The 24,189-nt window shown below is 70.3% G+C and carries 26 protein-coding genes; 16 read left to right on the top strand and 10 right to left on the bottom strand.

What is annotated here, in order from left to right; genetic code table 11:
- The 7 genes from FSY98_RS07075 to FSY98_RS07045 all read left to right on the top strand — a co-directional run bounded on the left by FSY98_RS07075 (window position 1) and on the right by FSY98_RS07045 (window position 5,461).
- Window positions 1–696 carry a DNA-3-methyladenine glycosylase gene (locus tag FSY98_RS07075; RefSeq protein ID WP_260857300.1) on the top strand — a complete coding sequence of 232 codons (696 nt, stop codon included), beginning with the start codon at window positions 1–3 and terminating at the stop codon, window positions 694–696.
- A gap of 148 nt (window positions 697–844) precedes the next feature.
- Window positions 845–1,081 carry a 50S ribosomal protein L28 gene (gene rpmB / locus FSY98_RS07070; protein ID WP_017203559.1) on the top strand — a complete coding sequence of 79 codons (237 nt, stop codon included), beginning with the start codon at window positions 845–847 and terminating at the stop codon, window positions 1,079–1,081.
- Window positions 1,081–1,251, top strand: coding sequence for a 50S ribosomal protein L33 (gene rpmG / locus FSY98_RS07065; RefSeq protein WP_017203558.1), 171 nt, complete (start codon window positions 1,081–1,083; stop codon window positions 1,249–1,251). Before rpmB ends, rpmG begins: the two co-directional genes overlap by 1 nt.
- Window positions 1,252–1,254: 3 nt before the next feature.
- Window positions 1,255–1,560 carry a 30S ribosomal protein S14 gene (gene rpsN / locus FSY98_RS07060; RefSeq protein ID WP_017829734.1) on the top strand — a complete coding sequence of 102 codons (306 nt, stop codon included), beginning with the start codon at window positions 1,255–1,257 and terminating at the stop codon, window positions 1,558–1,560.
- Between the two features lie 353 nt (window positions 1,561–1,913).
- A complete protein-coding gene (locus tag FSY98_RS07055; RefSeq protein ID WP_144875253.1) occupies window positions 1,914–2,738 on the top strand; it encodes an endonuclease domain-containing protein in 825 nt (274 codons plus the stop codon).
- 341 nt (window positions 2,739–3,079) lie between these two features.
- Window positions 3,080–3,367 carry an HU family DNA-binding protein gene (locus FSY98_RS07050; RefSeq protein WP_050724056.1) on the top strand — a complete coding sequence of 96 codons (288 nt, stop codon included), beginning with the start codon at window positions 3,080–3,082 and terminating at the stop codon, window positions 3,365–3,367.
- Between the two features lie 84 nt (window positions 3,368–3,451).
- Window positions 3,452–5,461: a cytochrome c oxidase assembly protein gene (locus FSY98_RS07045; protein ID WP_144875251.1), complete on the top strand. Its 2,010-nt coding sequence runs from the start codon at window positions 3,452–3,454 to the stop codon at window positions 5,459–5,461.
- 32 nt (window positions 5,462–5,493) lie between these two features.
- On the opposite strand, the gene FSY98_RS07040 is transcribed toward FSY98_RS07045, so the two are convergent.
- On the bottom strand, window positions 5,494–6,564 hold the full coding sequence (locus tag FSY98_RS07040) for a hypothetical protein (protein ID WP_144875249.1): 1,071 nt from the start codon (window positions 6,562–6,564) through the stop codon (window positions 5,494–5,496).
- Between the two features lie 183 nt (window positions 6,565–6,747).
- Between FSY98_RS07040 and FSY98_RS07035 the strand changes: the two genes are divergently transcribed.
- A complete protein-coding gene (locus tag FSY98_RS07035; RefSeq protein WP_144875247.1) occupies window positions 6,748–8,121 on the top strand; it encodes an ATP-dependent RecD-like DNA helicase in 1,374 nt (457 codons plus the stop codon).
- A 74-nt stretch (window positions 8,122–8,195) separates the two neighbouring features.
- Window positions 8,196–9,482 carry an esterase family protein gene (locus FSY98_RS07030; protein ID WP_260857299.1) on the top strand — a complete coding sequence of 429 codons (1,287 nt, stop codon included), beginning with the start codon at window positions 8,196–8,198 and terminating at the stop codon, window positions 9,480–9,482.
- A 96-nt stretch (window positions 9,483–9,578) separates the two neighbouring features.
- On the opposite strand, the gene FSY98_RS07025 is transcribed toward FSY98_RS07030, so the two are convergent.
- Together FSY98_RS07025 and FSY98_RS07020 are read right to left on the bottom strand one after the other, a co-directional pair.
- The gene (locus FSY98_RS07025; RefSeq protein WP_144875245.1) at window positions 9,579–10,226 is read right to left on the bottom strand and encodes a heme oxygenase (biliverdin-producing); all 648 of its coding nucleotides are present in this window, start codon (window positions 10,224–10,226) and stop codon (window positions 9,579–9,581) included.
- Between the two features lie 77 nt (window positions 10,227–10,303).
- On the bottom strand, window positions 10,304–10,618 hold the full coding sequence (locus FSY98_RS07020; RefSeq protein WP_144875243.1) for a DUF2470 domain-containing protein: 315 nt from the start codon (window positions 10,616–10,618) through the stop codon (window positions 10,304–10,306).
- 86 nt (window positions 10,619–10,704) lie between these two features.
- On the opposite strand from FSY98_RS07020, the gene FSY98_RS07015 reads away from it, so the two are divergent.
- Window positions 10,705–11,988: a serine hydrolase gene (locus FSY98_RS07015; protein ID WP_144875241.1), complete on the top strand. Its 1,284-nt coding sequence runs from the start codon at window positions 10,705–10,707 to the stop codon at window positions 11,986–11,988.
- A 32-nt stretch (window positions 11,989–12,020) separates the two neighbouring features.
- Window positions 12,021–13,037, top strand: coding sequence for a magnesium/cobalt transporter CorA (gene corA / locus FSY98_RS07010; RefSeq protein ID WP_144875239.1), 1,017 nt, complete (start codon window positions 12,021–12,023; stop codon window positions 13,035–13,037).
- A gap of 28 nt (window positions 13,038–13,065) precedes the next feature.
- Here the strand turns inward: corA and FSY98_RS07005 are convergent, their stop codons facing one another.
- Together FSY98_RS07005 and FSY98_RS07000 are read right to left on the bottom strand one after the other, a co-directional pair.
- Window positions 13,066–13,335: a multidrug transporter gene (locus FSY98_RS07005; RefSeq protein ID WP_144875237.1), complete on the bottom strand. Its 270-nt coding sequence runs from the start codon at window positions 13,333–13,335 to the stop codon at window positions 13,066–13,068.
- Complete coding sequence (locus FSY98_RS07000; protein WP_144875235.1) at window positions 13,322–14,746, bottom strand: APC family permease; 1,425 nt, start codon at window positions 14,744–14,746, stop codon at window positions 13,322–13,324. Before FSY98_RS07000 ends, FSY98_RS07005 begins: the two co-directional genes overlap by 14 nt.
- Before the next feature lie 158 nt (window positions 14,747–14,904).
- Between FSY98_RS07000 and FSY98_RS06995 the strand changes: the two genes are divergently transcribed.
- Entirely contained in the window at window positions 14,905–15,594 is a 690-nt protein-coding gene (locus FSY98_RS06995) for a GPP34 family phosphoprotein (RefSeq protein WP_186307571.1), read from the top strand.
- Window positions 15,595–15,606: 12 nt separating this feature from the next.
- Here the strand turns inward: FSY98_RS06995 and FSY98_RS06990 are convergent, their stop codons facing one another.
- On the bottom strand, window positions 15,607–16,341 hold the full coding sequence (locus tag FSY98_RS06990; RefSeq protein WP_144875231.1) for a DeoR/GlpR family DNA-binding transcription regulator: 735 nt from the start codon (window positions 16,339–16,341) through the stop codon (window positions 15,607–15,609).
- Between the two features lie 64 nt (window positions 16,342–16,405).
- Here FSY98_RS06990 and FSY98_RS06985 point away from each other — a divergent pair, with 64 nt between their 5' ends.
- On the top strand, window positions 16,406–16,771 hold the full coding sequence (locus FSY98_RS06985; protein WP_144875229.1) for a DUF4406 domain-containing protein: 366 nt from the start codon (window positions 16,406–16,408) through the stop codon (window positions 16,769–16,771).
- A 19-nt stretch (window positions 16,772–16,790) separates the two neighbouring features.
- On the opposite strand, the gene FSY98_RS06980 is transcribed toward FSY98_RS06985, so the two are convergent.
- Window positions 16,791–17,693 carry an SDR family NAD(P)-dependent oxidoreductase gene (locus FSY98_RS06980; protein WP_144875227.1) on the bottom strand — a complete coding sequence of 301 codons (903 nt, stop codon included), beginning with the start codon at window positions 17,691–17,693 and terminating at the stop codon, window positions 16,791–16,793.
- 56 nt (window positions 17,694–17,749) lie between these two features.
- Here FSY98_RS06980 and FSY98_RS06975 point away from each other — a divergent pair, with 56 nt between their 5' ends.
- Complete coding sequence (locus tag FSY98_RS06975; protein ID WP_144875225.1) at window positions 17,750–18,382, top strand: DUF1684 domain-containing protein; 633 nt, start codon at window positions 17,750–17,752, stop codon at window positions 18,380–18,382.
- A gap of 81 nt (window positions 18,383–18,463) precedes the next feature.
- Here the strand turns inward: FSY98_RS06975 and FSY98_RS06970 are convergent, their stop codons facing one another.
- From FSY98_RS06970 to FSY98_RS06960, 3 genes are read right to left on the bottom strand one after another with little or no spacing between them, the layout of a single operon-like run.
- Window positions 18,464–19,879 carry an FGGY family carbohydrate kinase gene (locus tag FSY98_RS06970; protein WP_144875223.1) on the bottom strand — a complete coding sequence of 472 codons (1,416 nt, stop codon included), beginning with the start codon at window positions 19,877–19,879 and terminating at the stop codon, window positions 18,464–18,466.
- On the bottom strand, window positions 19,876–21,114 hold the full coding sequence (locus tag FSY98_RS06965; RefSeq protein ID WP_144875221.1) for an NAD(P)/FAD-dependent oxidoreductase: 1,239 nt from the start codon (window positions 21,112–21,114) through the stop codon (window positions 19,876–19,878). Before FSY98_RS06965 ends, FSY98_RS06970 begins: the two co-directional genes overlap by 4 nt.
- A 32-nt stretch (window positions 21,115–21,146) precedes the next feature.
- Window positions 21,147–22,640, bottom strand: coding sequence for an APC family permease (locus tag FSY98_RS06960; RefSeq protein ID WP_144875220.1), 1,494 nt, complete (start codon window positions 22,638–22,640; stop codon window positions 21,147–21,149).
- Between the two features lie 82 nt (window positions 22,641–22,722).
- Between FSY98_RS06960 and FSY98_RS06955 the strand changes: the two genes are divergently transcribed.
- Both FSY98_RS06955 and FSY98_RS06950 read left to right on the top strand, forming a co-directional pair.
- Window positions 22,723–23,469 carry a GntR family transcriptional regulator gene (locus FSY98_RS06955; RefSeq protein WP_222119123.1) on the top strand — a complete coding sequence of 249 codons (747 nt, stop codon included), beginning with the start codon at window positions 22,723–22,725 and terminating at the stop codon, window positions 23,467–23,469.
- The gene (locus tag FSY98_RS06950; protein ID WP_144875215.1) at window positions 23,466–24,107 is read left to right on the top strand and encodes an HAD family hydrolase; all 642 of its coding nucleotides are present in this window, start codon (window positions 23,466–23,468) and stop codon (window positions 24,105–24,107) included. Before FSY98_RS06955 ends, FSY98_RS06950 begins: the two co-directional genes overlap by 4 nt.
- Window positions 24,108–24,189: the final 82 nt, after the last annotated feature.

The raw sequence follows: 24,189 nt of genomic DNA, 5'->3' as shown, positions 1-24,189 counted from the left end.
GTGACCTCGGATGCCGTGCACCGCGCGACCCGCGCCGAGCTGGCGGGGCTGCCGGTCGACGTCGCGCCGCTGCTGCTAGGCGGCGAGCTGCGCACGCTCGTCGCGGGTTCGGCGGTGCACCTGCGGATCACCGAGGTCGAGGCGTATCACGGCCAGGGGACCGGTGCCCATGCCGATCCCGGCTCGCACGCCCGCATGGGCCGCACTCCGCGCAACGCCACGATGTGGAGCGAGCCCGGACACCTGTACGTGTACCTCAGCCACGGCATCCACTCGTGCGTCAACGTCGTCTCAGGGCCAGAGGGTCAGGCGGGCGGGATCCTGCTGCGCGCCGGCGCGGTCGTGCACGGAGCGGATGCCGCAGCCGTCCGCCGCGGCGCCGAACCGCCGCTCACTCCCCGCCTGCTCCGCGACCTCGCCCGCGGGCCGGGTCGCTTCGGGCAGGCGGCCGGGCTGCGGCATCCGCTCCACGACGGGATCGACGCGGTCACCGGTTCCGAGCAGGAGGGCGCGCGGGCGGAGCTGTGGCTGCGCGACGAGCCGGTCGCCGATGTCGCGACGGGGCCGCGCGTCGGCGTCGCGGGGATCGCCGGGACGGATGCCTTCCCCTGGCGCTTCTGGATCGCCGGCGACCCCAGCGTCTCGCCGTTCCGCTGGGGGAGGGGCGCGCAGGCCGCATCGCCGGGTGCACCGTGACCGTGCTAGACTGACTCTTTGTCTGCGCACACTCCTGTGCGCAGTTCGCGTGCCACTGGGTTCCCGAGCTTGTCGACGGGCCCGTGGCGTGCAGACAAGGGATCTTGGGTGAGGCCGTCCGGTCTCACGGTAATGAAGGAGTCACATCATGGCAGCAGTGTGCCAGGTGACAGGAGCTGTTCCCGGCTTCGGTCACAACGTCTCGCACTCGCACCGCCGGACGAAGCGCCGCTTCGACCCGAACGTGCAGAAGAAGACCTATTTCGTCCCGTCGCTGGGTCGTAAGATCACGCTCAACGTGTCCGCCAAGGGCATCAAGGTGATCGACGTCCGCGGCATCGAGAACGTGGTCAAGGACCTCCAGGCGAAGGGTGTGAAGCTCTAATGGCCAAGAAGGCTCAGGACGTCCGTCCGATCATCAAGCTGCGTTCGACGGCAGGTACGGGTTACACGTACGTGACGAAGAAGAACCGCCGCAACACCCCCGACCGCCTCGTGCTCAAGAAGTACGACCCGGTCATCCGTCAGCACGTCGAATTCCGAGAGGAGCGTTGATCCATGGCTAAGAAGAGCAAGATCGCGCGCAACGAGCAGCGCAAGGTCATCGTCGAGCGCTACGCCGAGCGTCGTGCCGAGCTGAAGAAGACCCTGGTCGACCCGAACGCCACCGACGAGGCCCGCGAGGCCGCACGCGTCGGCCTGCAGAAGCTGCCGCGCAACGCGTCGCCGGCTCGCGTGCGTTCGCGCGACGTCATCGACGGCCGCCCCCGCGGTGTCCTCACGAAGTTCGGCATCTCGCGTGTCCGCTTCCGTGACATGGCGCACCGCGGCGAGCTGCCCGGCGTGACCAAGTCGAGCTGGTAAGCCACAGCATCCAGTCAGAAGGGGCGGGGATCTTCGGATCCTCGCCCCTTCTGCATCCCCGGGCCCTGTGCCCTCTGTGCCTTCCCCTCTGTGCCTTCCCCTCTCTGCCTTCCCCTCTCTGCCCTGCCCTCCCCCCTGCCCTCCCCCCTGCCCTCCCCCTGGATGCGTCACGCGAGTGGCGGCGTTCTCGGCGTAGGGCGGAGAGATCCGCGCCGATCGTCCTCCCATCACGGAGATCTCCTCCCTTCACGACACCGCTCCACTCTTTCTGCACACGCACGAGGATGCCGGTGCCGTGAACACCTACCGGGTTTTCGTCATTCATCGGACTCGCGGCACGCCAGGATCGACGGATGGATCTGGGGCGAGCACTGAGGGAGCGGCAGGGGATCGCGCGCGTGGCGACTCTTCGCCGGTTGGGCATCTCCGAGTACCAGCTCCGCCGCGAGGTGAGAAGCGGCAACGCGGTGTCGGTCTGTCGCGGATGGGTCGCACTTCCCGGCACTGATCGGATGCTGATGGCGGCAGCGAAACGCGGCGTCGTGCTGAGCTGCGTGACGCTCGCGGCCCGTCGGGGCCTGTGGGTGCTCGATTCGGCAGAGCCGCACGTCGCCGCGCCGGGCAAGTCAGGTCACGCGGGACTCACACGCGGGGTGGTGCACTGGAACGCGCCGATCTTCCCTCGCGACCCCGAGGTCCTCGATGACTCGCTCGAGAACGCGCTCGTGTTGATCGCGCGATGCCAGCCGCGAGAGAGCGCTCTGGCCACCTGGGAGTCAGCGCTTCGACAGAGAGCGGTGGATCCGAGGGTTCTCGGCCAGGCGAAGATCCCCGCGATCGCGCGAGAACTGCTCGAGGAGGCTCGACCGTTCGCGGATGCCGGGACCGAGACCATCTTCCGCACGCGTCTCCGCTGGCTGGAGATTCCGATCACGCCGCAGGTGTGGATACTCGGCCACCGTGTGGACTTCCTGATCGGCGAGCGACTCGTCGTGCAGATCGACGGAGGGCACCACGTCGGACCGCAGCGGACGGCGGATATCGCTCACGACGCAGAGCTCCAGCTGCGGGGCTACCACGTCATCCGCATCGGTTACGACCAGCTCATGCGCCACTGGCCGGAGGTGCAGAGAGTCATTCTGCAAGCCGTCGGGGTGGGCCTGCACCGCGCGCCATGACCCGGGCGGCATCACCGCGCGCCGTGACCCGGGCGGCATCACCCGGTATGGGAGGAAACCGCCGCGTAGGGCGGAGGAATCCCTCAGGAGGTTCCTCCCCACACGGAGAACTCCGCCCGTCGCGGCGTCTTTCCCGGCGTGACGGCGCGTGTCACGGGGGGTCCTCACACGTCACATTGGTCACATCTGCCCCACGACACGCCACGGAAAAGGCCAAAACCCGCGAAATGACGCGGAAATGTCGGTCGCCGTTGGTACATTCGAGGCGGTCACACGACCAACGGCGGGCGTCCGCCTGCCGAACCACAAACGATGCGACGGATCCGTCGCTGGAGGATGACATGGCTGACAAGTCCATCACCAAGACCGAGCTCGTCGCGAGCATCGCTTCCGCCACCGGCCAGAGCCAGGCCACCGTCTCGGGCGTTCTCGACGCGCTGTTCTCCTCGGTCTCCGACGCTGTGGCCAAGGGCAGCAAGGTCTCGATCCCGGGCTGGATCTCGTTCGAGCAGGTCGCGACCGCTGCTCGCACCGGCCGCAACCCGCAGACCGGCGCCGAGATCAAGATCCCGGCCGGCAAGCGCGTCAAGGTGACCGCCGGTTCCAAGCTCAAGGCTGCCGTCAAGTAAGACCGCTCCTTCCGAGGGCCGTTCCCGATCCTTCGGGAGCGGCCCTCGCGCGTCCTCCCCGGCTACGCGGCTTAGGCTGGAGGGGTGAGTTCCCGCGCCGTGTCAGCCCCGACGAGCCCTGCCTATCGCGCAGTGGGCGTCGGCATCCTGCTCGCGGGCGCACTCGCCGCCGTCATCGCCGCGCTCGTCCTCGGCGGCGGCGCCGCCCCCCTGCTGCTGCAGGACCCGGGTCCTTTCGTGCGCTGGGCCACCCCGCTCGTCAAGCTCGTGATGAACATCGCCGCCGCCGCGATGCTCGGCTCCCTCGTCCTCGCACTGTTCGCGCTGAAGACCGAGCAGAAGTCCTTCGACGTGGCGCTCAACACGGCATCCGTCGGCGCAGCCGTGTTCACGGTCAGCGCGGGAGTCAGTGCGTTCTTCACCTTCATGGCCGCGTTCAACCCGCAGCTGAGCGCCGAGCGCGAGTTCGGGTCGCAGCTCGGCCGCTTCCTGCTCGAGATCCCGCTGGGGCAGTCGTGGCTGATCACGACGATCATGGGCTCGGTCGTCACCGTGCTCGTGTTCGCATGGCGCACCTGGCTGCCCACGTTGCTCACCGCGGTCCTGGCCGCGGCATCCTTCCTCCCCTTGGCGACGCAGGGGCACTCGGGCGAACTGTCCGGTCACAACGTGGCGGTCAACTCGATCCTGCTGCACACGATCGGCGCGGCGGTCTGGCTCGGCGGACTGCTGCTCGTCATCGTCCTCCGCGGGCGTTCGGGCATCGGCACGGCGAAGCTCGTCGCCCGCTACTCGAGCCTCGCCATCGCGGCCTTCGCGGTCGTCGCCATCTCAGGACTCGCGCGCTCGGCGGTCGCACTCGGCGACGTCACGCAGCTCATGACGCCGTACGGCGGCATCCTCATCGCCAAGGTCCTGCTGCTGGTCGGCATGGGGCTCTTCGGCGCCTGGTACCGCATCCGCCTCATCCCGAGGCTCGATAAGCCCCAGGCGGCCCGGTGGTTCTGGATGCTGGTGCTCGGCGAGATCGCGCTGATGGGCCTCGCGTCCGGAGCAGCCGCCGCACTCGCGCGCACGCCTCCGCCCACCGGCGAGGAGGCGGCGTTCGTGCAGACGCCCGCCGAGAACCTGACCCGATCCGCCCTGCCGCCCGAGTTCACCATCGACCGGTGGTTCACTTCGTGGGACATCGACATCCTCTGGCTGGTAGCGGCCGGCTTCGGGCTGTTCTTCTACCTCGCCGGGGTCCGGCGGCTGCGGAAGCGCGGAGATCGCTGGCCCATCCACCGCACGGTGTTCTGGGTCCTCGGCATGCTGATGCTCGTGTGGGTCACGGGTGGGCCGATCAACGCCTACCAGGAGTACCTCTTCAGCGTGCACATGCTCGGGCACATGATGCTGTCGATGGCGATTCCGCTGCTGCTCGTGACCGGCGCCCCCATCACGCTCGCGCTCCGCGCGATCCACAAGCGCGACGACGGCACCCGCGGCGGCCGCGAGTGGATCATGTGGGCGGTGCATTCGCCGTTCGCGAAGGTGGTGACGCACCCGTTCGTCGCGGCGGCGATCTTCATCGTCTCGCTGTGGGCGTTCTACTTCACCGATCTCGTGCGCTGGTCGATGTACGAGCACCTCGGCCACGAGTGGATGGTCGCGCACTTCCTCATCTCGGGCTACCTGTTCGTGATGAGCCTGATCGGCGCCGACCCGGTGCCGTACCGCCTGCCGTACCCCGGCCGTCTCATCACGCTGATCGCGGTCATGGCCATGCACGCGTTCTTCGGGGTGGCGATGATGATGCAGGAGGGGCTCATGGTCGCCGACTGGTTCGGGTCGATGGGTCGCGACTGGGGGCCCACCCCCATGGAAGACCAGTACATCGGCGGCGGCGTGGCGTGGTCGATCGGGGAGATCCCGACCCTGATCCTCGCCATCACGGTGGCCATCCAGTGGAGTCGCAGCGACTCGAAGCTGCAGAAGCGCCGCGACCGGCACGCCGACCGCACGGGCGACGCCGAGCTCGAGGAGTACAACGCGCAGCTCGCCGCCCTCGCCGACCGCGACCGGCGCGAGGCCGAGCGCGCGGCGCGCTAGGAGAACGCGTGGCTCGCTAGCCCCGCGCCCCGCTACTCCTGCGGTTCGTCGTCTGGCGATCCGACCCTGATCGACGCCGAGCCGTCGGGGAGGATCGCGATGGTCCCGTTCACCTGGAACGGGACGTCTTCGGAGATGGCCTGCACCTTGCCGTCGAAGAGGGAGCGGATCTCGACCTCGACGTGTGCCACGGCATCCGTGGCGGGGATGCTCCACTGATCGCCGTCGGGAACCACCGCCACCTGGGGCTGTGTCGAGATCGACCATTTCGGCAGCGAGGCGATGCGGTTCGAGACCTCCAGGCCGAACGGGCAGGCCGTCGGCTGCAGCACCTCCTGCGTCGTGCAGCCGTTGAGGAACTCCTCGACGCGCTGCTGCACCACCGCCTCGAACTCCTCCGTCGGCTCGGTCTGCACGTCGAGCGGGGTCACGGCCAGCGGGGTGTCGGCGAGCACGCCGCTGCCGGTCGACGTCGAGATCGCGGTGTCGACGGTCACCGAGTAGATGCCAGGCGTGAACACGAGGAGCGGGAGCGGTTCGAGCGGTGCGGCATCGGCGGCATCAGGGACGATCTGGCGCCGGTCGACCTCGAACCCGTTGATCGAGAACCGGTCGGCGCCGCGCATCGTGAGCTCGACGACGGCGAGAGGGCTCGTCGTGAAGCGCCAGTTCGGGGTGACGCCCGCCCAGCCGTCCTGCGCGACCGAGAACGTGCTGGTCCCTGCATGGTCGCCGGCGCGGTACGACACGGTGACCGCGACGTGGTCGCCCTCCGGCTCCTCCGAGACGACCTCGACCTGCGAGAGGGGCCCGAGCGCCGCCTGCCGCAGCATGGCCTCGGATGCGGTAGGGGGGATCCCCGCGTCCTCCAGGGTCTCGCCGTCGATCGCGACGCCGGGCACCCGGAGGGCGTCCGCGGCCTTCCCCTGCGAGAGCAGGTCGAGGTACCGCGTGACGAAGGCCGACGGCCCGTAGAACTGTCGGTACAGCGTGGCGCCGCCCGCCCCCAGTGCCGCGACGAGCACGAGTCCGACCACGGCGAGGAGGGCCATGTCGGCAGCGAGACGGGAGCGCCGGGGCGCCGTCGTCTCCACCTGCTGCATGGCGCAAGTCTAGAAGGGAGCGCTGGGCGGACGCCGTGCGTCGGCGACGGCGTCGCGTCCGTGTCAGGCGGATGCCGTGCCGCACCGCGACGTACCATGGGGGAGCGTGCGATCGGCATCCCCGCGCGTGCCGCCGTGCCCATCGCCACGGCATTCCGTCCGTCATCACCCTGTGAGAGTCTCGTGTCGCTTCCCGCCCTGTCAGAAGAGCAGCAGGAGCTGTTCCGTCTGATCGAGGACACGAGCGAGCACGTCTTCATCACGGGGCGGGCCGGCACCGGCAAGTCGACGCTGCTGCAGCACTTCGCCTGGAACACCAAGAAGCAGATCGCGATCTGCGCGCCGACCGGAGTCGCCGCCCTCAACGTCGAGGGGCAGACGATCCACTCGCTGTTCCGGTTGCCGATCGGACTCATCGGCGACTCCGACATCGACCAGAACGACAACACCCGGCGCATCCTCAATGCGATCGAGACGCTCGTGATCGACGAGATCTCGATGGTGAACGCCGACCTCATGGACGCGATCGACCGCTCGCTCCGGCAGGCCCGCGGCAAACGCGGCATCCCCTTCGGCGGCGTGCAGGTCATCATGTTCGGCGACCCGTACCAGCTGGCACCCGTGCCGCCTCGGGGCGACGAGCTGCGCTATGTGAAGGACCACTACCGCTCGTTCTGGTTCTTCGATGCGAAGGTGTGGGCGGGGTCGTCCGCCGAGGGCGAGGGCGACGGGGGACTGTTCGCCGTCGACACCAGGGCCGAGCTGCACGTGCGAGAGCTCGTGCAGATCCATCGTCAGAACGACGACGGGTTCAAGGCGATGCTGAACGCCGTGCGCTATGGCCGGGTGACGGCTGAGATCGCCGGTGTGCTCAACGCCCAGGGCGCCCGAACCCCGCCCGACCCCGAGCCGGGGGAGGTGCCGATGATCACGCTCGCCACCCGCAACGACATCGTGAACGGCATCAACGGTCGCCACCTCGCCGCGCTGCCCGGCAAGGAGCAGACGGCGAAGGCTGAGATCAGCGGCGAGTTCGGCCGCGGTGAGGCATCGCTGCCGGCGGAGACCGAGCTCAAGCTCAAGGTCGGCGCCCAGGTGATGTTCCTCCGCAACGACACGTCGATGTCGGGCGAGCCGCCGCGGTGGGTCAACGGCACCATCGGCACCGTCGTCCGCATCCTCGGAGAGACCGTGCGCGTCGAGATCGACGGCGAGGAGGTCGACGTCGAGCCCGCCGTCTGGGAGCGATTCCGCTACTCCTATGAGCAGGCGACGAAGAAGCTGACGCGCGACGTCATCGCCGAGTTCACCCAGTTCCCGCTGCGTCTGGCGTGGGCCGTGACCATCCACAAGTCGCAGGGCAAGACGTACGACAGGGCGATCGTCGATCTGGGGTCGGGAGCGTTCGCGCCCGGCCAGACCTACGTCGCTCTGTCCCGGCTGACCTCGCTGGACGGGCTGTACCTGTCGCGGCCGCTGCGGCCGAGCGACATCCGCGTCGACGAGGACGTCCGTCGGTTCATGCGCGAGGCGTGGCTCGCCCGATCCGCGGGCTGACGGGTTCTCCACAGCCGCCGTATCGGGGCGGACACCGTCGTGGTAACCTCCGTTCGCCGCGAAAGGGGATCCCCATGTGGAGCCTGCCTGTCATCGATGGTCCCGTCCCCGTGATCGTGTACGGGGCGGCATGCGTCTTCTTCCTCGTGCTGCTGCTCCGCAGACCGCGGCGCGCGTGGGTGCTCACCGTCCTCGTCGCCCTGCTCGTCGGCGCGCTCGTCGGCAGCCTCGCCGCGCTGGTCGCCGATCTGACGGATGCCTTCGGCACCGAGCTGCCCGGTGCGGTGTTCTGGTGGGCGTCCGCGGTCTTCGCCGCCATCGCGCTGGCCATCGCCAACCTCCGCCGGTCGAGGGCGTGGCGCAAGGTCGTCGCCGTCGTCGGCATCGTGGTGTTCGCGATCACCGGGGTCATCGGGGTCAACGCCTACTACGGACTCAACCCGACCCTCGGCAGTCTGTTCGGCGTCGTGACGAGCGATCCGATCGCGGTGCCGACGAACTCCTCCTCCCCGCGTCCGGCGGCGGGTCCGCTGTACAAGAGCTTCACACCGCCGGCCGGCATGCCGACGAAGGGGAAGCAGGGCACCCAGGTGATCCCCGCGACGGCTTCGGGATTCGACGCGCGACCCGCGGGTGTCTACCTGCCGCCGGCCGCGCTCGTCGAGGATGCCCCCGCCCTGCCGCTCGTGATCATGATGATGGGCTTCCCGGGCGATCCCGATCCGCAGTACATCGCGAGCGCCCTCGACGACCTCGCCGCCGAGAACAAGGGCTTGGCGCCGATCGTCATCGTCGCCGATCAGATCGGTCCGAGCGGCAACGACCCCGCCTGTGCAGACTCCACGGCGTACGGCGACGCCGAGACCTACATCACGAAGGATGTCGTCGACTGGGCCAGGAAGAATCTGAACGTCATCCAGGATCCGAAGTACTGGGTGATCGCCGGGTACTCGAACGGCGGCGGTTGCGCCGTGAAGTACCTGGCGCAGCAGCCGCAGACCTGGAAGAACCTGCTGGACATCTCGGGCGAGGAGTTCCCGGGTTCCGAAGACGTCGACAGCGTGACGTCGACGATCTACGGAGGCAGCGGGGCGGCGTTCGAGGCGTCCAAACCGATCAGCATCATGAAGAGCGCCGCACCAGGCACGTACGACGGCGTCACCGCCGTCTTCACGGTCGGCGCGCAGGACCCGCCGTTCATCCCGGCTGCGAAGGCGGTGTCGGCCGAGGCGAAGGCCGTGGGCATGACGACGACTTACTACGAGGTCCCGGGCGCGGGGCATGTCGTCGACGCCTTGAACGGCGGCCTGCAGAAGGGGCTCGCGCTGCTCTACCCGGTACTCGGGCTCTCCGCGCCCTGACGCGCCGCCGGCGGCGGCGACGCTCAAACGCGCCTCGGCGGCGGCCAGGCCGCGACCGCGGCGGCGACCAGGCCGCGACCGCGGGGATCGACGACGTCAGGCGGCGACGCGCGCCCGATCGAGGTCTTCGAACAGCTCGGTGTTGAAGCGGTAGGCCAGCAGGACCTCGTCGATCACGCGCTCGCGCTCGGCGTCATCCCACGGGGCCGCGTCCAGCTGCTCGCGGTAGACGTCCTTGAAGGCGTTCGGGTCGGCGATGTCGTCGAACAGGTAGAAGCCGCAGCCGTTGGTCTCGAACCCGAACCGCCGAGCCATGACCCGGCCGATGAAGACCCCTCCCGAGAGGTCGCCGAGGTAGCGCGTGTAGTGGTGGGCGACGAAGCCGCCGGTCCAGGTCGCGCCGACCTGGCGGATCCGCCCGACGTAACGCTGGGTCGTGGGGAGCGGGCTGATGCGGTCCCGCCAGTCGTCGCCGAGGAGGAAGCCGAGGTCGGCCTCGAGCGCGGGGAGGCGGGTGAGCTTGTCGCTGAGGAAGACGGAGGCGACGGGATCATGACGCATCCGGTCGCCCGCATCCTCGAGTGCCTCGTAGATGAAGTAGTGCTGCGCGACGAGCGAGATGTAGTCCTCGCGCGACCCCTCGCCCTTGAGCAGGTCGGACATGAATCCCGCACCTTCGCTGCGCGAGTGCGAACCGGAGGAGCGCTCACGGAGGGCTGCGGAGAAGGAGAGGATCTCGGACATGCCCTCAGTGTAAGGGTCACCTAAGTTCGAGCGAAACCCTCAGTGCGATCATGACGCGGGCGCGCGCCGGTCGGCGATCAGTCATGCGGCCGCGGTTCGACGCCGAGCCTCGCACACGCGAGATCGTAGATCGCGACGACCTCTCGCCGCACCGCATGCCGCTCGGTGATCGGACCGCCCGGCCACGCGACGCGGAGCTCCGACGCGGTGCCGCCCCTGGTGACGCTCCAGGTGCCGCCGTCGCCGTCGAACCCGGTCATGGTCGCCCCGGTGATCTCGTCCTCGCCGTCGTCGGAGAACGCCCGGGCGATCAGCGCGTTGTCGTCGGCGTGGTCGCCGTTCATGTGACGCAGGACGGCCGCGATGATGTCGGCATCGAAGGTGTGGGGCATGATCCTCACCCTACGGGCACGCCCGATGCGTACTTTCAGCGTGCGCGTTCTAGACTCGGGAGACACGTCTTCCGGGGGTCCCCTTCATGCAGCTTCTCTCGTCGCGCAGGTTCCGCGCAGCAGCGGCCGGCGTCGTCGCGCTCGGGATCCTCCTCACCGGATGCACGTCCGAGCCGTCGTTCAGCTACGAGCCGCCGGCGCAGGTCGACGGCGAACTGCCCGCAGACACGGTCGCGGCGATGCAGGATGCCGTCACGAACGCACTAACCGCATCGGGGGCGACGGGCGCCGTCGTCGGCGTCTGGGTGCCGTGGAGCGGCACGTGGGTCACCGGCGTCGGAACCCAGGATCCGGGTGCGGGAGCCGAGATCAGCACCGACATGTCGTTCCGCATCGGCGACGTCACCCGTCTCATGACCTGCGACGTGCTCTACGCGCTCTCCGACGACGGCGTCGTCGAGCTCGACGATCCGGTGACCGAGTACGTCTCCGGCGTGTCCGACCTCGGCGGGGTGACCTTGCTCGACCTCTGCAACGGCACGAGCGGGATCGGGTCCTCGGAGGGCGTCGCGAAGTCGGCCTGGCTGACCACGCCCGACAGGGTGTGGTCTCCGCTGGAGCTCGCCGCCTACGGTCTGGGAACGGGGCGCATCGAGCCGCGGACGCAGTACGCCGATTCGGACGCCGCTTTCCTCCTCCTCGGGCTCGCGCTCGAACGAGCCACCGGGCTGTCGGCTTCCGAACTGGTCTCGCAGTACGTGACGCAGCCGCTCGGTCTGTCGTCCACCTCGCTCCCGGGCCCCACCGCGGCCCCGCCGTCGAGCGGTGCGGTCATGGCGGGTCACTATCTGCCGGCCGTCGAGGGCGGGTACACGTGCGCGGCGCCGATCGACATCACGACCATGTCGTCGAGCACGGGTTTCACCGACTCCGGTGTCGTGTCGACCATCGACGACCTCGGCCGCTACGCGCAGGCCGAGGCGGCCCAGGTGCTGCGGACGAAGGAGGAGCCGAACCGGTACGGCTCGCCGCTCCCCGCCTACGAGGGGGCGGAGTCGTGGCTGCAGGAGACCGGCGGTGCGACCCTCGTCGGTCCGCTCGTCGGACGCTCCGGCTGGACGCCGGGGTACGCCACGGCCGCGTACTCCGACCCGACGACCGGCTTCACGGTCGCGGTGTCGCTGAACGACTCGACGGCAGGCGGCTCCATCGCCGGCCTCCTCGCCTGGGAGCTCGCGGCGATCGCGTCGAAGGCGCCGGCGGCCGCAGGCCAGACCGCTCCGGATTTCGGACTGCCGTTCACAGCCGAGCAGTGGCACCAGGCGATCATCGACAACGCCGTGCCGTGCGTCGCGCCGCCTGAGGGATGACCCCGGCGCGACCGGGAACGTGAGGCGGGCGCATGGCCATCATCGACAACGCGATCTACGTCGACGGCGTGCGTACCGAGAATCCCGCCAGCCTCAGCGAGACCTTCGAGCTCATGCACGAGCGGGGCGGCATGAGCTGGATCGGCCTGTATCGGCCGAGCGCCGACGAGATCCGCGAGGTGGCCGACGAGTTCGGCATCCATCAGCTGGTGGTCGAGGACGCCCTCGCCGGACACCAGCGCTCGAAGCTGGAGCGCTACGGTGACGTGCTGTTCATGGTGCTGCGATCCGCTCGCTACCTGGATGCGACGGAGGAGGTCGATTTCGGCGAGATCCACGTGCTCGTCGGACCGGATTTCGTCGTCACGATCCGCCATGCGGAGTCTCCCGACCTCGGCAGGGTGCGGCACCGCATGGAAGGCGACCCCGCGCTGCTGAAGCAGGGGCCGGAGGCGGTGCTCTACGCGATCCTCGACGAGGTCGTCGACGAGTACGCTCCGGTGCTCGCCGGGCTCGAGAACGACATCGACGAGATCGAGAGCCAGCTGTTCGAAGAGGGCGTCGACGCAACCCAGCGCATCTACGAGCTCGGTCGTGAGGTCATCGAGTTCCAGCGCGCGACCCAGCCGCTCTCCGGCATGCTCGACGCGCTGCTGCGGGGGTCGGAGAAGTACCACGTCGACGAGGAGCTGCAGCGGTATCTGCGCGACGTGCTCGACCACACTCTGCGGATCGCCGACCGGGTGACGACGTTCCGCACCGTGCTCGACAACGCGCTGACCGTCGAGTCGACGATCGTCGCCCGTCGCCAGAACGAGGAGATGCGGCGGATGACGGAGCTCGGCATCCGTCAGAACGACGAGGTGAAGCGCATCTCGGGCTGGGCGGCGATCCTGTTCGCGCCGACCCTCGTGGGCACTGTGTACGGGATGAACTTCGACGTCATGCCCGAACTGCACTGGGCGTTCGGATATCCGATGGCCATCGGTCTCATGATCGCGATGGGCATCGGACTCTACGTGGCCTTCAAGCGCAAGGGCTGGCTCTAGCGCCCCTCGGGCTCTCCGGTGCCGCGCGTCAGCTGTCGGGCTGACCGGTCTCCGGCTGTCCGGAGTCGTCGCGATCGACCGGGCGACCCTGGTCGTCGAACTCGACGCCCGGGCCCGGCCCGGGGCGCACGGCGGCGTCCGGTGCGATGTCGATGCGCTTCACCCCGTCGTGCTCGGTGACCTCGATGCGCGGAGCCGCATCCTCCTCCGTCGCGTTCGGGGCGGTGGTCAGCTGATCGTGACGCTTCTCGGCGAAGGTCATGTCGTCGACGCTGCTCGTGTCGTCAGGCGTGGCCATGGGTGTCCTCCTGGGTGTCGGGGATGGCGGGTGTGGCGGGGGTGGTGTGGCCGGCAGGGGCGGGGGCGGGGGCGTTGTGGCGGTCGGAGCGGCCGCGGGCCCAGCGGGCGAGGAGGAACAGCACGACGCCGACGGCGAGGAGGATCGCACCGAAGAGCCACACCACGGGGCGCTGCTGAGTGAGCAGCAGGATGCAGGACGCGATGCCCAGCACCGGGACGACCGTCCAGATGCGGAAGTGGTCGTGCTCGACGCGGTCGCGGCGCAGCACCAGCACCGAGATGTTGACGCTCAGGAAGACGAAGAGCAGCAGCAGCACCACGGTCTCGGCGAGCGTCGCCAGGTCGCCGACGAGCGTCAGCCCCATCGCGACGAGGGTGGTGGTGAGGATGGCCACCCACGGCGTCTTGCGGTGGGGGAGCACGCGCCCCAGCACCGCCGGGAGCGGGCTCTGCTCGGCCATCCCGTAGGTCAGCCTGCTCACCATGATCATCGTGAGCAGCGCGCCGTTCGCGACGGCGATCAACGCGATGAGGCTGAACAGCCAGGAGGGGATGCTGGCGCCCGTGGCCTCGACGACCGCGAGCAGCGGGCCGCTCGACTCCTGCAGGTCGGAGGCGGGGAGGGTGATCGAGCTCGCGATGCCGACGAGCACGTAGACCGCTCCCGCGGTGAACAGCGCCCCGAACAGGGCCCGCGGGTAGGTGCGGCGAGGGTCCTTGACCTCTTCGATCATGTTCGCGGAGGTCTCGAAACCGACGAAGGAGTAGTACGCGATCACGGCGCCGCCCAGCACCGCGAGGGCGACCGGTGTGCCGTCGGGGCTCGCGGTGAGGCGCGAGACGTCGCCGCCCCCACCGGCCACGAAGACGCCGACCACGGCGATCACGATCACGAGTCCGCTGAGTTCGATCGCCGTCATCACGAGGTTGGCGCCGAGGGATTCCCGGATGCCGCGGGCGTTGAGCGCCGCGACGATCGCGAGGAAGACGATCGCCACCGGGGTGGCCGGCAGGTCGAAGAACGTGCCGAAGTAGTCACCGGCGAACGCGATCGCGAGACCCGCCGCGCTCGTCATTCCGGCGGCGAGCATGCTGAAGCCGACGAGGAAGGACACGACCGGGCTGCGGAACGCGCGCTCGGCGAAGACCGAGGCGCCGCCCGCGCGGGGGTACTTGGTGACGAGTTCGGCGTACGAGCCCGCGGTGAGGAGTGCGAGCAGCAACGCCAGCAGGAGGGGTGCCCACAGCATCCCGCCGACCTCCTCGGAGAGCACCCCCATGAGGGCGTAGATGCCCGCGCCGAGCACGTCGCCGAGGATGAATGCGAACAGCAGCGGGCCGGTGATCGCGCGCCGCAGCTTGGTCGGCGCCTCGGCGCCGCGGGGCGCGGAGGCGGTGTCGGAGCTCATGCGCTGAACCCTAGGAAACGCCCGCGCCTCGGGGCGACGGGGTTGACACGAGGCGGTCGCGTAGGCCACGCCGGCCGGCCGGTCGCAGGGTGCGACCGGCCAGGGAATCATTCCTGCGGTGGATGCCGTGCCCCGGGGCTCCTGCTTACCGTGGAGTCATGCTGATCGTCGAAGAGCTCCACATGCTCCTCCTGCGTCCTGACGGCCGGATCGAATCCTCGGTGAGCGTGAATCGCCTCTACGGCGAGATCGCCGCAGTGCTCACCGACCTCGCGCTGCGCGGCCGGATCGCGCTCACCCACGAGCGTTATCCCGTCGTCGAGATCGTGTCGACCGAGCCCATAGGGCATCCGGTGCTCGACCAGACGCTCGAGCGTCTGGTACCGCTGCGCGGCAAGCGTCTGCAGTCGCTCATCGCGCGCCCCGCGCTCGATCCGCTCGAGGTGGTGGTCGAGTCGCTGGTGGTGCAGGGGGTGCTCATCCGGGGGGAGCGCGGCTTCTTCGGCTGGGGATCGGTGCGCACGCCCGAGTCCGACCCGGCGCCGGAACGTGTGCTGCGCGCCCGCCTCGCCGACGTGATCGCCGGCAACCGCGCGGCCACCAGGGCCGACCTCTCGCTGCTGTCGATCCTGCAGAACCTGAACGCGGCCCACGCGATCCTCCGGGAGGAGTGCGCCGGCGCCTCGGCCCGCGACCTCAAGAAGCGGATCGAGCAGCTGACGGCGGACGCGCCGCAGGCCGAGGGCACCGCGGTCGGCGACGCGGTGGGGAGAGCTCTCAACGCGGCGATGGCGGCGGCGATGATGGCGGCGATGACCCCGGCGATCGTCGCGGCCACCGTCACCTGAGCCAGCAGCTCGTCACGTCGTGGGGAGCCGGCCGATCAGCGGGTTGCGGTCGTCGGGGTCGACGATGATCCCGGACACCACCTCGAGGTCGAGGACGGGGAAGTGCGAGGCCGCACCGATCTTCTCCTCGCTGCCCAGCACGTAGGTCCGTCGGCTGCGGGCGGCGACGGCGCGCTTCGTCGCGGCGTCGTCGAGGCGGCCGGTGGTGAGGCCGTGCTCCGGGTCGATCCCGGTCACGCCGAGGAAGAACGTGTCGGCGGAGAGATGCTGCAGGGCCTCGATCGCCAACGGGCCGCTCGCGACGAGCGAGAAGCGCGACAGCTCGCCGCCGATCATCACCACCCGCGAGTCGGAGTGCTCCGCGACCGCGAGAGCGACGGCGGGGCTCGGGGTGACCACGGTCAGGTCGGTGCCGGACGGCAGCATCCTCGCCATCGCGAGCGTCGTCGTCCCCGCGTCGAGGATGACGGTGGATGCCGGCGCGATGAGCGCGACGGCACGGCGCGCCACGCGCTCCTTGCTCTCCGTGGCGAGCCGGAGCCGTGCGTCGACCGGACGGTCGGCGGCGGGAACCGGCAGCGCTCCGCCGTAGACGCGGACGAGCTCCCCGGCCTCGGCCATCTCCCGGAGGTCGCGGCGGATCGAATCCTCCGACAGCGACAGCTCCCGGGCGACGTCCTTGGCGACGATGCGGCCGTCGCGATGCAGGATCTCGCGAAGGTGGGTCCGGCGCTGTGCGCTCAGCATCCGACATCTCCTATTGATTCATGAAGTTGCACGTTTGTGCACGGTCAACGATATATTGCTCCGCATGAACACACCACTCCTCATCCTCATCGCCGGCCCCTACCGCTCCGGCACCGGCGGCGACCCGGCGCTGGTCGCCCGCAACCTCGAACGACTCGAAGAGGCGGCGGCGCCGATCCACCGCCTGGGCCACGTGCCGATGATCGGCGAATGGGTGGCACTGCCCGTGCTCCGCGGGCTCGACGGCGCCGATGCAGGGGGCGGCGACGTCATGTACGAGACGGCCCATCGTCTGCTGCAGCACTGCGACGCCGTGCTGCGTCTGCCCGGCGCATCGGCCGGCGCCGACAAGGATGTCGAGATCGCGCGTGAGCGAGGACTCCCCGTCTACCACTCGCTCGACGAGATCCCCGCGGTCCGCATCGCCTGACGCGCCGTCCTGAGGCGGGTCAGATCGGGAAACGCACCCCGGCGAGCTCCTCCGCGGCCGCCCACAGCGCCGCACCCACCTCGCGCGAGCGCACCTCGTCCGACGCGCGGACGCGACGGGGCGCGCCGCGGAACTCCAGGAGACCCCCGGGGCCCCAGTAGTCGCCGCCGGTGGCGTCGGTCGATGTCGCCGCGTGCACGATCGGCGCCGCGCCGGCATCCTTGCCCTGCACCAGTCCGCCGGTCAGCGCGGCGAGCCCCCGCACGAGCGGTGACACGGGGGCGAGCCCATCCCTCGCCGGGGTGAGCGGATCGACCGCGTAGCCCGGGTGCGCGCAGAGCGCCGATCGTGCGGTGCCGCGCCACCGTCGGTCGAGTTCGAAGGCGATCGCCATGAGTGCAGCCTTCGAGCGGCCGTACTGCGACAGCGAGCTCCCGGTCCACGGCTCGTCGAGGGTGGCGGGCGCGATGCGGGCGAATCGGTGCGCGATCGACCCGACGGCGACGACCCTCGCATCCGGTGAGAGCGTGGGCGCCAGCTGAGCGAGCAGAGCGAAGTGTCCGAGGGCGTTCGTGCCGATCATGAGGTCGTGCCCGTCGGCGGTGCGCTCGCCGCGGTGGGCCGACTTGACGCCCGCGTTGCAGATCACGCCGTGCAGGGTGTCGCCGACACTCGCCGCCGCCTCGGCGATGCTCGCCGACGACCCCAGGTCGAGGGAGAGGATGCCGATGTCGGCGCCCTCGACGTGCGCGCGGATCGACCGTTCAGCCACGCTCGCCCGCTCGGGCGATCGGCATCCGAGCAGCACCCGTGCGCCCCGGGCCGCGAGCAGCTCGGCGCACCAGTATCCGATGCCGGCGTTCGCCCCGGTGACGAGGATCGTGCGGCCGACGAGATCGCGGGTCTGCGGGGTCGGGGTCATGACACCAACCTACGGTGCCGGGCCCCGGGCGGCGCTGCCTCCCGTAGCCTGGGCGCATGACCACGCAGAACGCACGCACGGCCCTCGAGGTCGCCGATTGGCGACGCCGCGTCTTCGCGCTGTACGCCGCGATCCGCGAGGCCGACTCGCCCGAGGAGGCCCACGAACTGTGGCGCATCGAGCGCGACGAGCTGCTGCTGCGGCATCCGGCGACTCCGCTGCTGCCGGACGACCGTGCGCTCTTCGAGGGCGTGCCGATCGCCTCGTACGACCCCGAGTGGCGGTTCGAGCTGCCCGTCCAGCCCGCAGAACCGGGCGGGTTCGAGTTCGCGACGGGCACTGACGGCGTGGTGCCGTTCGAGCGCGTCGGCCTCGTCGAGATCCCCGCCGTCGGCGCCCTCGACGTCTGGCGGCTGACGACGTACGGCGGAGGACTGTTCGTGCCGGTGCGCGACGCGCTCGCCGGCACACCGGGCGGCACCTACGGCGGCGGACGCTACCTGCTGGACACCATCAAGGGCGCCGACCTCGGGGCGGATGCCGAGCGCGGCACCGTCGTGCTGGACTTCAACTTCGCCTACAACCCGTCGTGCGCCTACGACCCGGCATGGGCCTGCCCGCTCGCACAGCCGGGCAACGTGCTGCCGGTGGCCGTGCCGGTCGGCGAGCTCTACGCCGGCGGAGCCTGATCGCGGTCGACCCCGGTCGCGCCGGGTCGCGGTGGCTGCGGCCCGGCGCGTGCGCGATCATCGGCCGGCGACCGCCCACGGTCAGGCCGACGCCTCGGCCACCGCCCGCCAGCGCGACGAGAACTCCGCTGCGCGGTCGTCGGACCACACCGGTTCGTACGTCTGCGAGGGCGACCACGGGACGATCGCCTCGTCGAGGGTGAGCGACGGGTCCGCCGCGCATCGAGCGAGCGCGGCGGCGCCGAGCGGCGTCGCATGCTGCGAGGGGTAGACGTCGACGGGCACCCGCATGAGATCGGCGACGGCCTGCATGAGCACCCGGCTGCGCGTGAGCCCGCCGTCGACGCGCAGCCGCCGCAGAGGGGAGCCGAGGTCGGCCGACATGGCGCGGGCCAGCTCGGCGACCTGCGCCGCGATGCCCTCGAGCACCGCGCGCACCAGGTGCTCGCTGCCCGTCGACAGCGTCATGCCGGTGAAAGTCGCGGTCGCGTCCGGCCGCCACCAGGGGGCGGCGAGCCCGGCGAGCGCCGGCACGCACAGCACACCGTCGGCGTCGTCGGCGGCGACTCGGTCGAGGTCGGCCGCCGTGTCGATGAAGGTCAGCTTCTCGAGCCAGCGCACCGCGGAGGCGGCCGTGTACACCTGGCCGTCGAGGCAGTAGGTGGTCTGTCCTCCCTGCTGCCAGGCCACCGACGACGACAGTCCAGCGCCGGAGCGCACGGCCTCCGCACCGGTGTTCGCGAGCAGGAACGCTCCGGTGCCGAACGTGCACTTGGCCTCGCCGGGCTGCAGGCAGTGCTGCGCCACGAGCGCCGCCTGCTGGTCGACGACGAGGCCGCCGACCGCCGCGGTGCCTCCGAACGCGGTCGTCGTCCCGACGATCTCGTCGGAGGCGGCGATGCGGGGCAGTCGCTCGTCGCCGAGTCCGAACAGGTCGAGCAGCTCGGGGTCCCACGCGGCGCTGTCGAGGTCGACGGCGAGGGAACGACTGGCGGTCGAGGTGTCGGTGACGAACTCGCCGGTCAGGCGGTGCAGCAGCCAGCTGTCCGACGTCGTGACCACGCCCTCGTGGGTGAGGGTGCGGCGGATCCATGCCTGCTTCGGGGCGGAGAAGTACGGATCGAGCACGAGTCCGGTGCGTCGCGCGATCTCGTCGGCGCGATCGCGCAGATCGGCGCAGACCGACTCGGCGCGGCGGTCCTGCCACACGATCATCGGCGAGAGCGCGGCCCCCGTGTCGGGATCCCACGCGAGCACGGTCTCGCCCTGGTTCGCGAGGGTGACGATGTCGACGTCCGTCTTCGCCTCGCCCACCGCGGTGCGGCCGGCCTGCAGCACCGAGTCGAGCAGCGCCTCGGGGTCCTGCTCGACCCCTCCGCCGGAGAGATACGTCGGCCGCACGGCCACCTCGCTGAGGGCGAGGATCTCGCCGGATCCGTCGACGACGACGGCCTTGGTGCCCGAGGTGCCCTGATCGATCGCGAGGACCGTGGTCATGCCCGATGCTCCTCGCCGGCGCCAGCGCCAGCGCCAGCGCCGGCACCCGTGCCGGCGCCAGCGGCGCGGAGCGCGCCCCGGTGCTCGGCGGTGCGCCGCCACCACGGTCCGCTCGGGGCCGGGGCCGGGGCCGCGGCCGGCGTCGACGCCGCCGGAGTGGGCGGCTGCAGCGGACCGACCTCGACACCGATCGAGGGCAGCAGCTCGGCCACGTAGTCGGCGATGCCGAGCGAGGCGGTGAGGCCCGTCGAGCGGATGGCGGCGACGTTGATCAGACGGGCATCCTTCTCGGACGAACCGATCACGTAGTTGCTGCCGCGACCGGCGGGCCGGAGCCCCGCGTAGCTCGCGATCGGTTCGAGGCCCTCGAGCGCCGGGAACTGCACGACGGCCTTGGCGAGGATCTCGTCACGGGCCTCGGGCCGCACGGTCCAGTCGTCCTTGTCGTCGAGATCGACGGCTGTCGGTCCGGCGATCACCGTGCCGTCGAGCGTCGGGAAGACGAGCACCCCCTTGGTGCGCTTCGTCGGCACCGGCAGGATGATGCGATCGAGCGTGGCACCGTCGGGCAGCCGGAACACGAAGAACTCGCCCTTGCGCGGGTAGATCTCGAACGAGTCGTCGCCGATGAGGCGAGCCACGTCGTCGGCGTGCAGACCCGCGGCGTTGACGACCGCCGCCGCGGCGAAGCGCCGGCCGTCGCTCGTCTCGACCTCGATGCCGTCATCACCCGGGGTCAACGAGGAGACGCGGGCATCGAGCTCCACGCGCGCGCCCGTCGCGACGGCCGAGGCAGCGAGCGCCGCCGTGAATGCGACCGGGTCGCTCACGGATTCGCCCGGCACCAGCAGGGCGCCGTCCGACTCGCGGATCTCGACCTCGACGCCGTTCGCCGCGGCGCCTGCGGCGAGGGCGACGACCGTCTCGGCATCCTCCTCCGTGTGCGGGACGAGCTCGGCGCCGCACGCGATGACGGGCACCCCCAAGGCGTCGAGGATCGCCGGCCTGATGCGCGCGGCCCGCAGGATCAGCTCGGTCTCGAGCTCGCCGGGGGTCGAGTCGAAGCCGGTGTGGAGGATGCCGGAGTTCGTGCCGCTCGCGGCGAGGCCGAGCTCGCTCTCGGCCTCGAGCAGCACGGCATCCACTCCGCGGTGTGCGAGCGTGTGGAGCAGGGCCGACCCCACAATGCCTCCGCCGATGACGACGACGGGGAGGGCGGGAGAGGGGGAGTTCATGATGATTCCACTTTCGTCGGAGGAGGGGCGCCTCACCGGGAGGCGGGCGCGGTGTCGTCGTCGAACGTGCGGTCGACGTCGGCCATGTCGGGCATGGTGAGTCCGCGGCGTCCGCGCGTGGCGATGAGGTAGACGAGGTACGCGATGCCCACCACGAGCATGATGCCGACGTACAGCCGCGGCTGCTCGAACGACACGTCGCGGAAGATCAGCAGTTCGTACACGAGCCAAACGCTCGCGAGGATCAGCACCGGCACCTCCCACTTGCCGAGCGAGAATCCGGCGCTCGCGGGCAGCGAGCGGCGCTTCACGATGTACAGCAGCACCGTGCCCGCGTAGATGATGGCCGGCAGCAGCGTCGCCGCCGAGAAGAGGACGAACAGTGCGTCGCTGGTGCCGCTGAAGATCGCGAGGATCGCCTGCGTGATGACGAGGTATCCCAGCGTCGCAGCCACGGGCGTGTGCCGGGTCCGGCTGACCCGGCGCAGCAGCTGCCAGGCGGGGAAGCGCTCATCGCGCGACATCGCCCAGATCAGGCGGGTGCCGCTCAGGGTGATGACGAGGCCGCACGAGAAGATCGAGATCACGACGAGCACGAGCAGGATCTTGCCGACCACCGGACCGAGCACCGAGGTGATGACGGTCGCGACCGGAGTCGCCGACTCGGCGAGCTCGGCGGTGTCGCCGGCCAGCGCGGTCACGGCGATGAGGAACAGCATCCCCAGCACGCCGAGGGCGACCACGGCCTGCACCATGGCGCGGGGGATGACGCGCTCGGGATTCTTCGTCTCCTCGGCGAGGTTCGCGGCCGACTCGAAGCCGACGATCGTGAAGGCGCCGAGCAGGAAGGCGAGCGGGAACGGGCCGGCGTCGGTGAGGCCTCCGAAGTCCCAGTAGCCGGCCTCGGCGACGGGCGCGGTGGCGAACAGCTGGGTGAAGTCGAGCCGGCCGAGAGCGGCGCCGACGACGAAGAGCAGCACGGTGATGCCGATCATGCCGATGATCTGCACGGTCACGGCGACCTCGTTCACGCGGTTGGTCGCCTTGGTGCTGAGGGCGACGAGGATCGCCTGCAGCAGCATCACGACGGCCGTGATGACCCAGCAGTTCGCCGGGGTGGGCGCGTAGCCGAAGAGTTCGGGCAGGATCGTCGCGGCGATCGTGTAGTCGACGGCGACCACGACGACGACGAGGAACGCGAAGGAGATCCATCCGGTGAGCCAGCCGAGGATCGGGTTCGCGAGCCGTGACACCCACTGGTACGCGTAGCCGCTGATGGGGATGCGTGCGGCGAGGGCGCCGAAGATCAGCGCGACCATGGTCTGCCCGACGACGGCGAACGGCCAGGCCCAGATGCCGCGGGGGCCGCTGCTGTTCAGCACCGCGCCGTAGGTGGTGAAGATGCCGGTCGCGATCGAGACGAAGCCGAAGGCGACGGCGAACGAGGCGTACAGCCCGAGCTCCCGCTTCATGCGGGTGCCGGTCGGAGCGACGGACGGGACGGAGGGAGCTTCGGGTGTTTCCATGACTCGACCTTTGTTCGGCGGCGGTGGATACAGCTGGTCTATACCAAGGCAACCTAGATCGGCGGCGAGTAGCGTGTCAATGGTGGGCACGCACGAGACGGAAGAATTCACACGCGCGAAATCCGGCGAGCCCGCATACGTGCGCATCGCGGGCCAGCTGCGCTCCCGCATCGACGCCGGCGAACTGGGTGTCGGCGCGCCCCTCCCGTCGGAGCGAGACCTCAGCGTCGAGCTCGGCGTCAGCCGGATGACCCTCCGCCGCGCACTGGGCGTGCTCGAGAACGAGGGCCGAGTGCATCGCGACGCCACTCGCGGCACCTTCGTCTCCGAACCACGGGTGCGGCTGCGTCTCGGCTCGTTCTCGCAGGAGGTCGCGCGCTCCGGCCGGCAGCCGGGTGCCGAGCTGCTCTGGGCCGACGAGCGTCCGGCCGATGAGGACGTGGCGGCCGGCCTCGGCATCCCGCTCGGCACCGCGGTGTACGCCCTCCGGCGTCTGCGGCGGTCGAACGACGAGCCGCTCGCCGTCGAGACGACGTACTACCCTGCCGACCTCGTGCCGGGGCTGCTCGACGGCGACCTCGCCGGATCGCTGTGGGACGAACTGCGCGCGCGCTTCGGCCTCGCGCTGGCCCGCACCTCCGCAGAGCTGGAAGTGGTGGTGCTGGATGCCGACGACGCGCGCCGTCTCGGCACCCGCCGTGCCGCCGGTGGTCTGCAGCTCACGCGGCGCACGTTCCTCGGGGACGGCGCCTGTCTGGAGTTCGCGGTCGACGTCTACCGGGCCGACCGCGTCTCGCTCATCATCGATCGGGCGGTCGACGCGGAGTGATCACGGTCTTCGATCTCGACGGAGTCCTGAGTCGCGCCGACACCATGGCGTCGCTGGTGTTCGAGCGGCTGAGAACGCGTCCCTGGCTGGTGCTGCCCGTGGCGGCGCTGGCGCTGACGGCGGCTCTCGCCCCGGCCGCCGGGTCTCTGCGGCCCCGGTGCAATCGTGCGATCGTGCATGTCGCGCTCGCCGGGGTGTCCGAGGTCGAATACGGGCGCCTCGCGAGGCGCACCGCCCGTGCGCTCGCCGGCCGGCCGGGCAACGTGCGGCCGGAGGTGCTGTCGGCGCTGCGCCGCGCGTCCGCCGACGGCACCGGCGTCGTGACCACCGCGACCGAGCAGATGCTGGCCACCGCCTATCTGGACGCTCTCGGGGTCGCCGGCATGCCGGTGCTCGCCTCCCGCTTCCGCTTCGCCGCCGGGGGCGCGCGCTTCGCCGATCACAATGTCGGCGCGCGCAAGGTGGAGACGCTCGACGCGGCGCGTCCCGGCGCGATCCTGGATACGCTCTACACGGATTCCGCGAGCGATCTGCCCCTCGCGCGACGCTGCACCCGGACCGTGCTCGTCGACGCGAGGCCGAGATCGGAGCGGGAGTTCCAGCGGCACGGTGTGGAGTTCCGACGGCTCGGGACGTGACGCTCGCGACGGGGTCGAACGCCGCTCGGCGACGGCCGCTCAGTATACGTATTCAATCTTGCGAGAAAGCCCGAACATAGGC

This window comes from Microbacterium sp. 1.5R (assembly GCF_007667425.1).
Taxonomy (GTDB): Bacteria; Actinomycetota; Actinomycetes; order Actinomycetales; family Microbacteriaceae; genus Microbacterium.
The sequence above is the reverse complement of the archived record's forward strand: the minus strand, read 5'-3'. Positions and strand labels throughout refer to the sequence as shown.

What these genes read in the sequence shown, in the direction of transcription:
- rpmB (WP_017203559.1), top strand. Translation starts at nt 845, where the DNA reads ATGGCAGCAGTGTGCCAGGTGACAGGAGCTGTTCCCGGCTTCGGTCAC.
- rpmG (WP_017203558.1), top strand. Translation starts at nt 1,081, where the DNA reads ATGGCCAAGAAGGCTCAGGACGTCCGTCCGATCATCAAGCTGCGTTCG.
- rpsN (WP_017829734.1), top strand. Translation starts at nt 1,255, where the DNA reads ATGGCTAAGAAGAGCAAGATCGCGCGCAACGAGCAGCGCAAGGTCATC.
- FSY98_RS07055 (WP_144875253.1), top strand. Translation starts at nt 1,914, where the DNA reads ATGGATCTGGGGCGAGCACTGAGGGAGCGGCAGGGGATCGCGCGCGTG.
- FSY98_RS07050 (WP_050724056.1), top strand. Translation starts at nt 3,080, where the DNA reads ATGGCTGACAAGTCCATCACCAAGACCGAGCTCGTCGCGAGCATCGCT.
- FSY98_RS07040 (WP_144875249.1), bottom strand. Translation starts at nt 6,564, where the DNA reads ATGCAGCAGGTGGAGACGACGGCGCCCCGGCGCTCCCGTCTCGCTGCC.
- FSY98_RS07030 (WP_260857299.1), top strand. Translation starts at nt 8,196, where the DNA reads ATGTGGAGCCTGCCTGTCATCGATGGTCCCGTCCCCGTGATCGTGTAC.
- FSY98_RS07025 (WP_144875245.1), bottom strand. Translation starts at nt 10,226, where the DNA reads ATGTCCGAGATCCTCTCCTTCTCCGCAGCCCTCCGTGAGCGCTCCTCC.
- FSY98_RS07020 (WP_144875243.1), bottom strand. Translation starts at nt 10,618, where the DNA reads ATGCCCCACACCTTCGATGCCGACATCATCGCGGCCGTCCTGCGTCAC.
- FSY98_RS07015 (WP_144875241.1), top strand. Translation starts at nt 10,705, where the DNA reads ATGCAGCTTCTCTCGTCGCGCAGGTTCCGCGCAGCAGCGGCCGGCGTC.
- corA (WP_144875239.1), top strand. Translation starts at nt 12,021, where the DNA reads ATGGCCATCATCGACAACGCGATCTACGTCGACGGCGTGCGTACCGAG.
- FSY98_RS07005 (WP_144875237.1), bottom strand. Translation starts at nt 13,335, where the DNA reads ATGGCCACGCCTGACGACACGAGCAGCGTCGACGACATGACCTTCGCC.
- FSY98_RS07000 (WP_144875235.1), bottom strand. Translation starts at nt 14,746, where the DNA reads ATGAGCTCCGACACCGCCTCCGCGCCCCGCGGCGCCGAGGCGCCGACC.
- FSY98_RS06995 (WP_186307571.1), top strand. Translation starts at nt 14,905, where the DNA reads ATGCTGATCGTCGAAGAGCTCCACATGCTCCTCCTGCGTCCTGACGGC.
- FSY98_RS06990 (WP_144875231.1), bottom strand. Translation starts at nt 16,341, where the DNA reads ATGCTGAGCGCACAGCGCCGGACCCACCTTCGCGAGATCCTGCATCGC.
- FSY98_RS06985 (WP_144875229.1), top strand. Translation starts at nt 16,406, where the DNA reads ATGAACACACCACTCCTCATCCTCATCGCCGGCCCCTACCGCTCCGGC.
- FSY98_RS06980 (WP_144875227.1), bottom strand. Translation starts at nt 17,693, where the DNA reads ATGACCCCGACCCCGCAGACCCGCGATCTCGTCGGCCGCACGATCCTC.
- FSY98_RS06975 (WP_144875225.1), top strand. Translation starts at nt 17,750, where the DNA reads ATGACCACGCAGAACGCACGCACGGCCCTCGAGGTCGCCGATTGGCGA.
- FSY98_RS06970 (WP_144875223.1), bottom strand. Translation starts at nt 19,879, where the DNA reads ATGACCACGGTCCTCGCGATCGATCAGGGCACCTCGGGCACCAAGGCC.
- FSY98_RS06965 (WP_144875221.1), bottom strand. Translation starts at nt 21,114, where the DNA reads ATGAACTCCCCCTCTCCCGCCCTCCCCGTCGTCGTCATCGGCGGAGGC.
- FSY98_RS06960 (WP_144875220.1), bottom strand. Translation starts at nt 22,640, where the DNA reads ATGGAAACACCCGAAGCTCCCTCCGTCCCGTCCGTCGCTCCGACCGGC.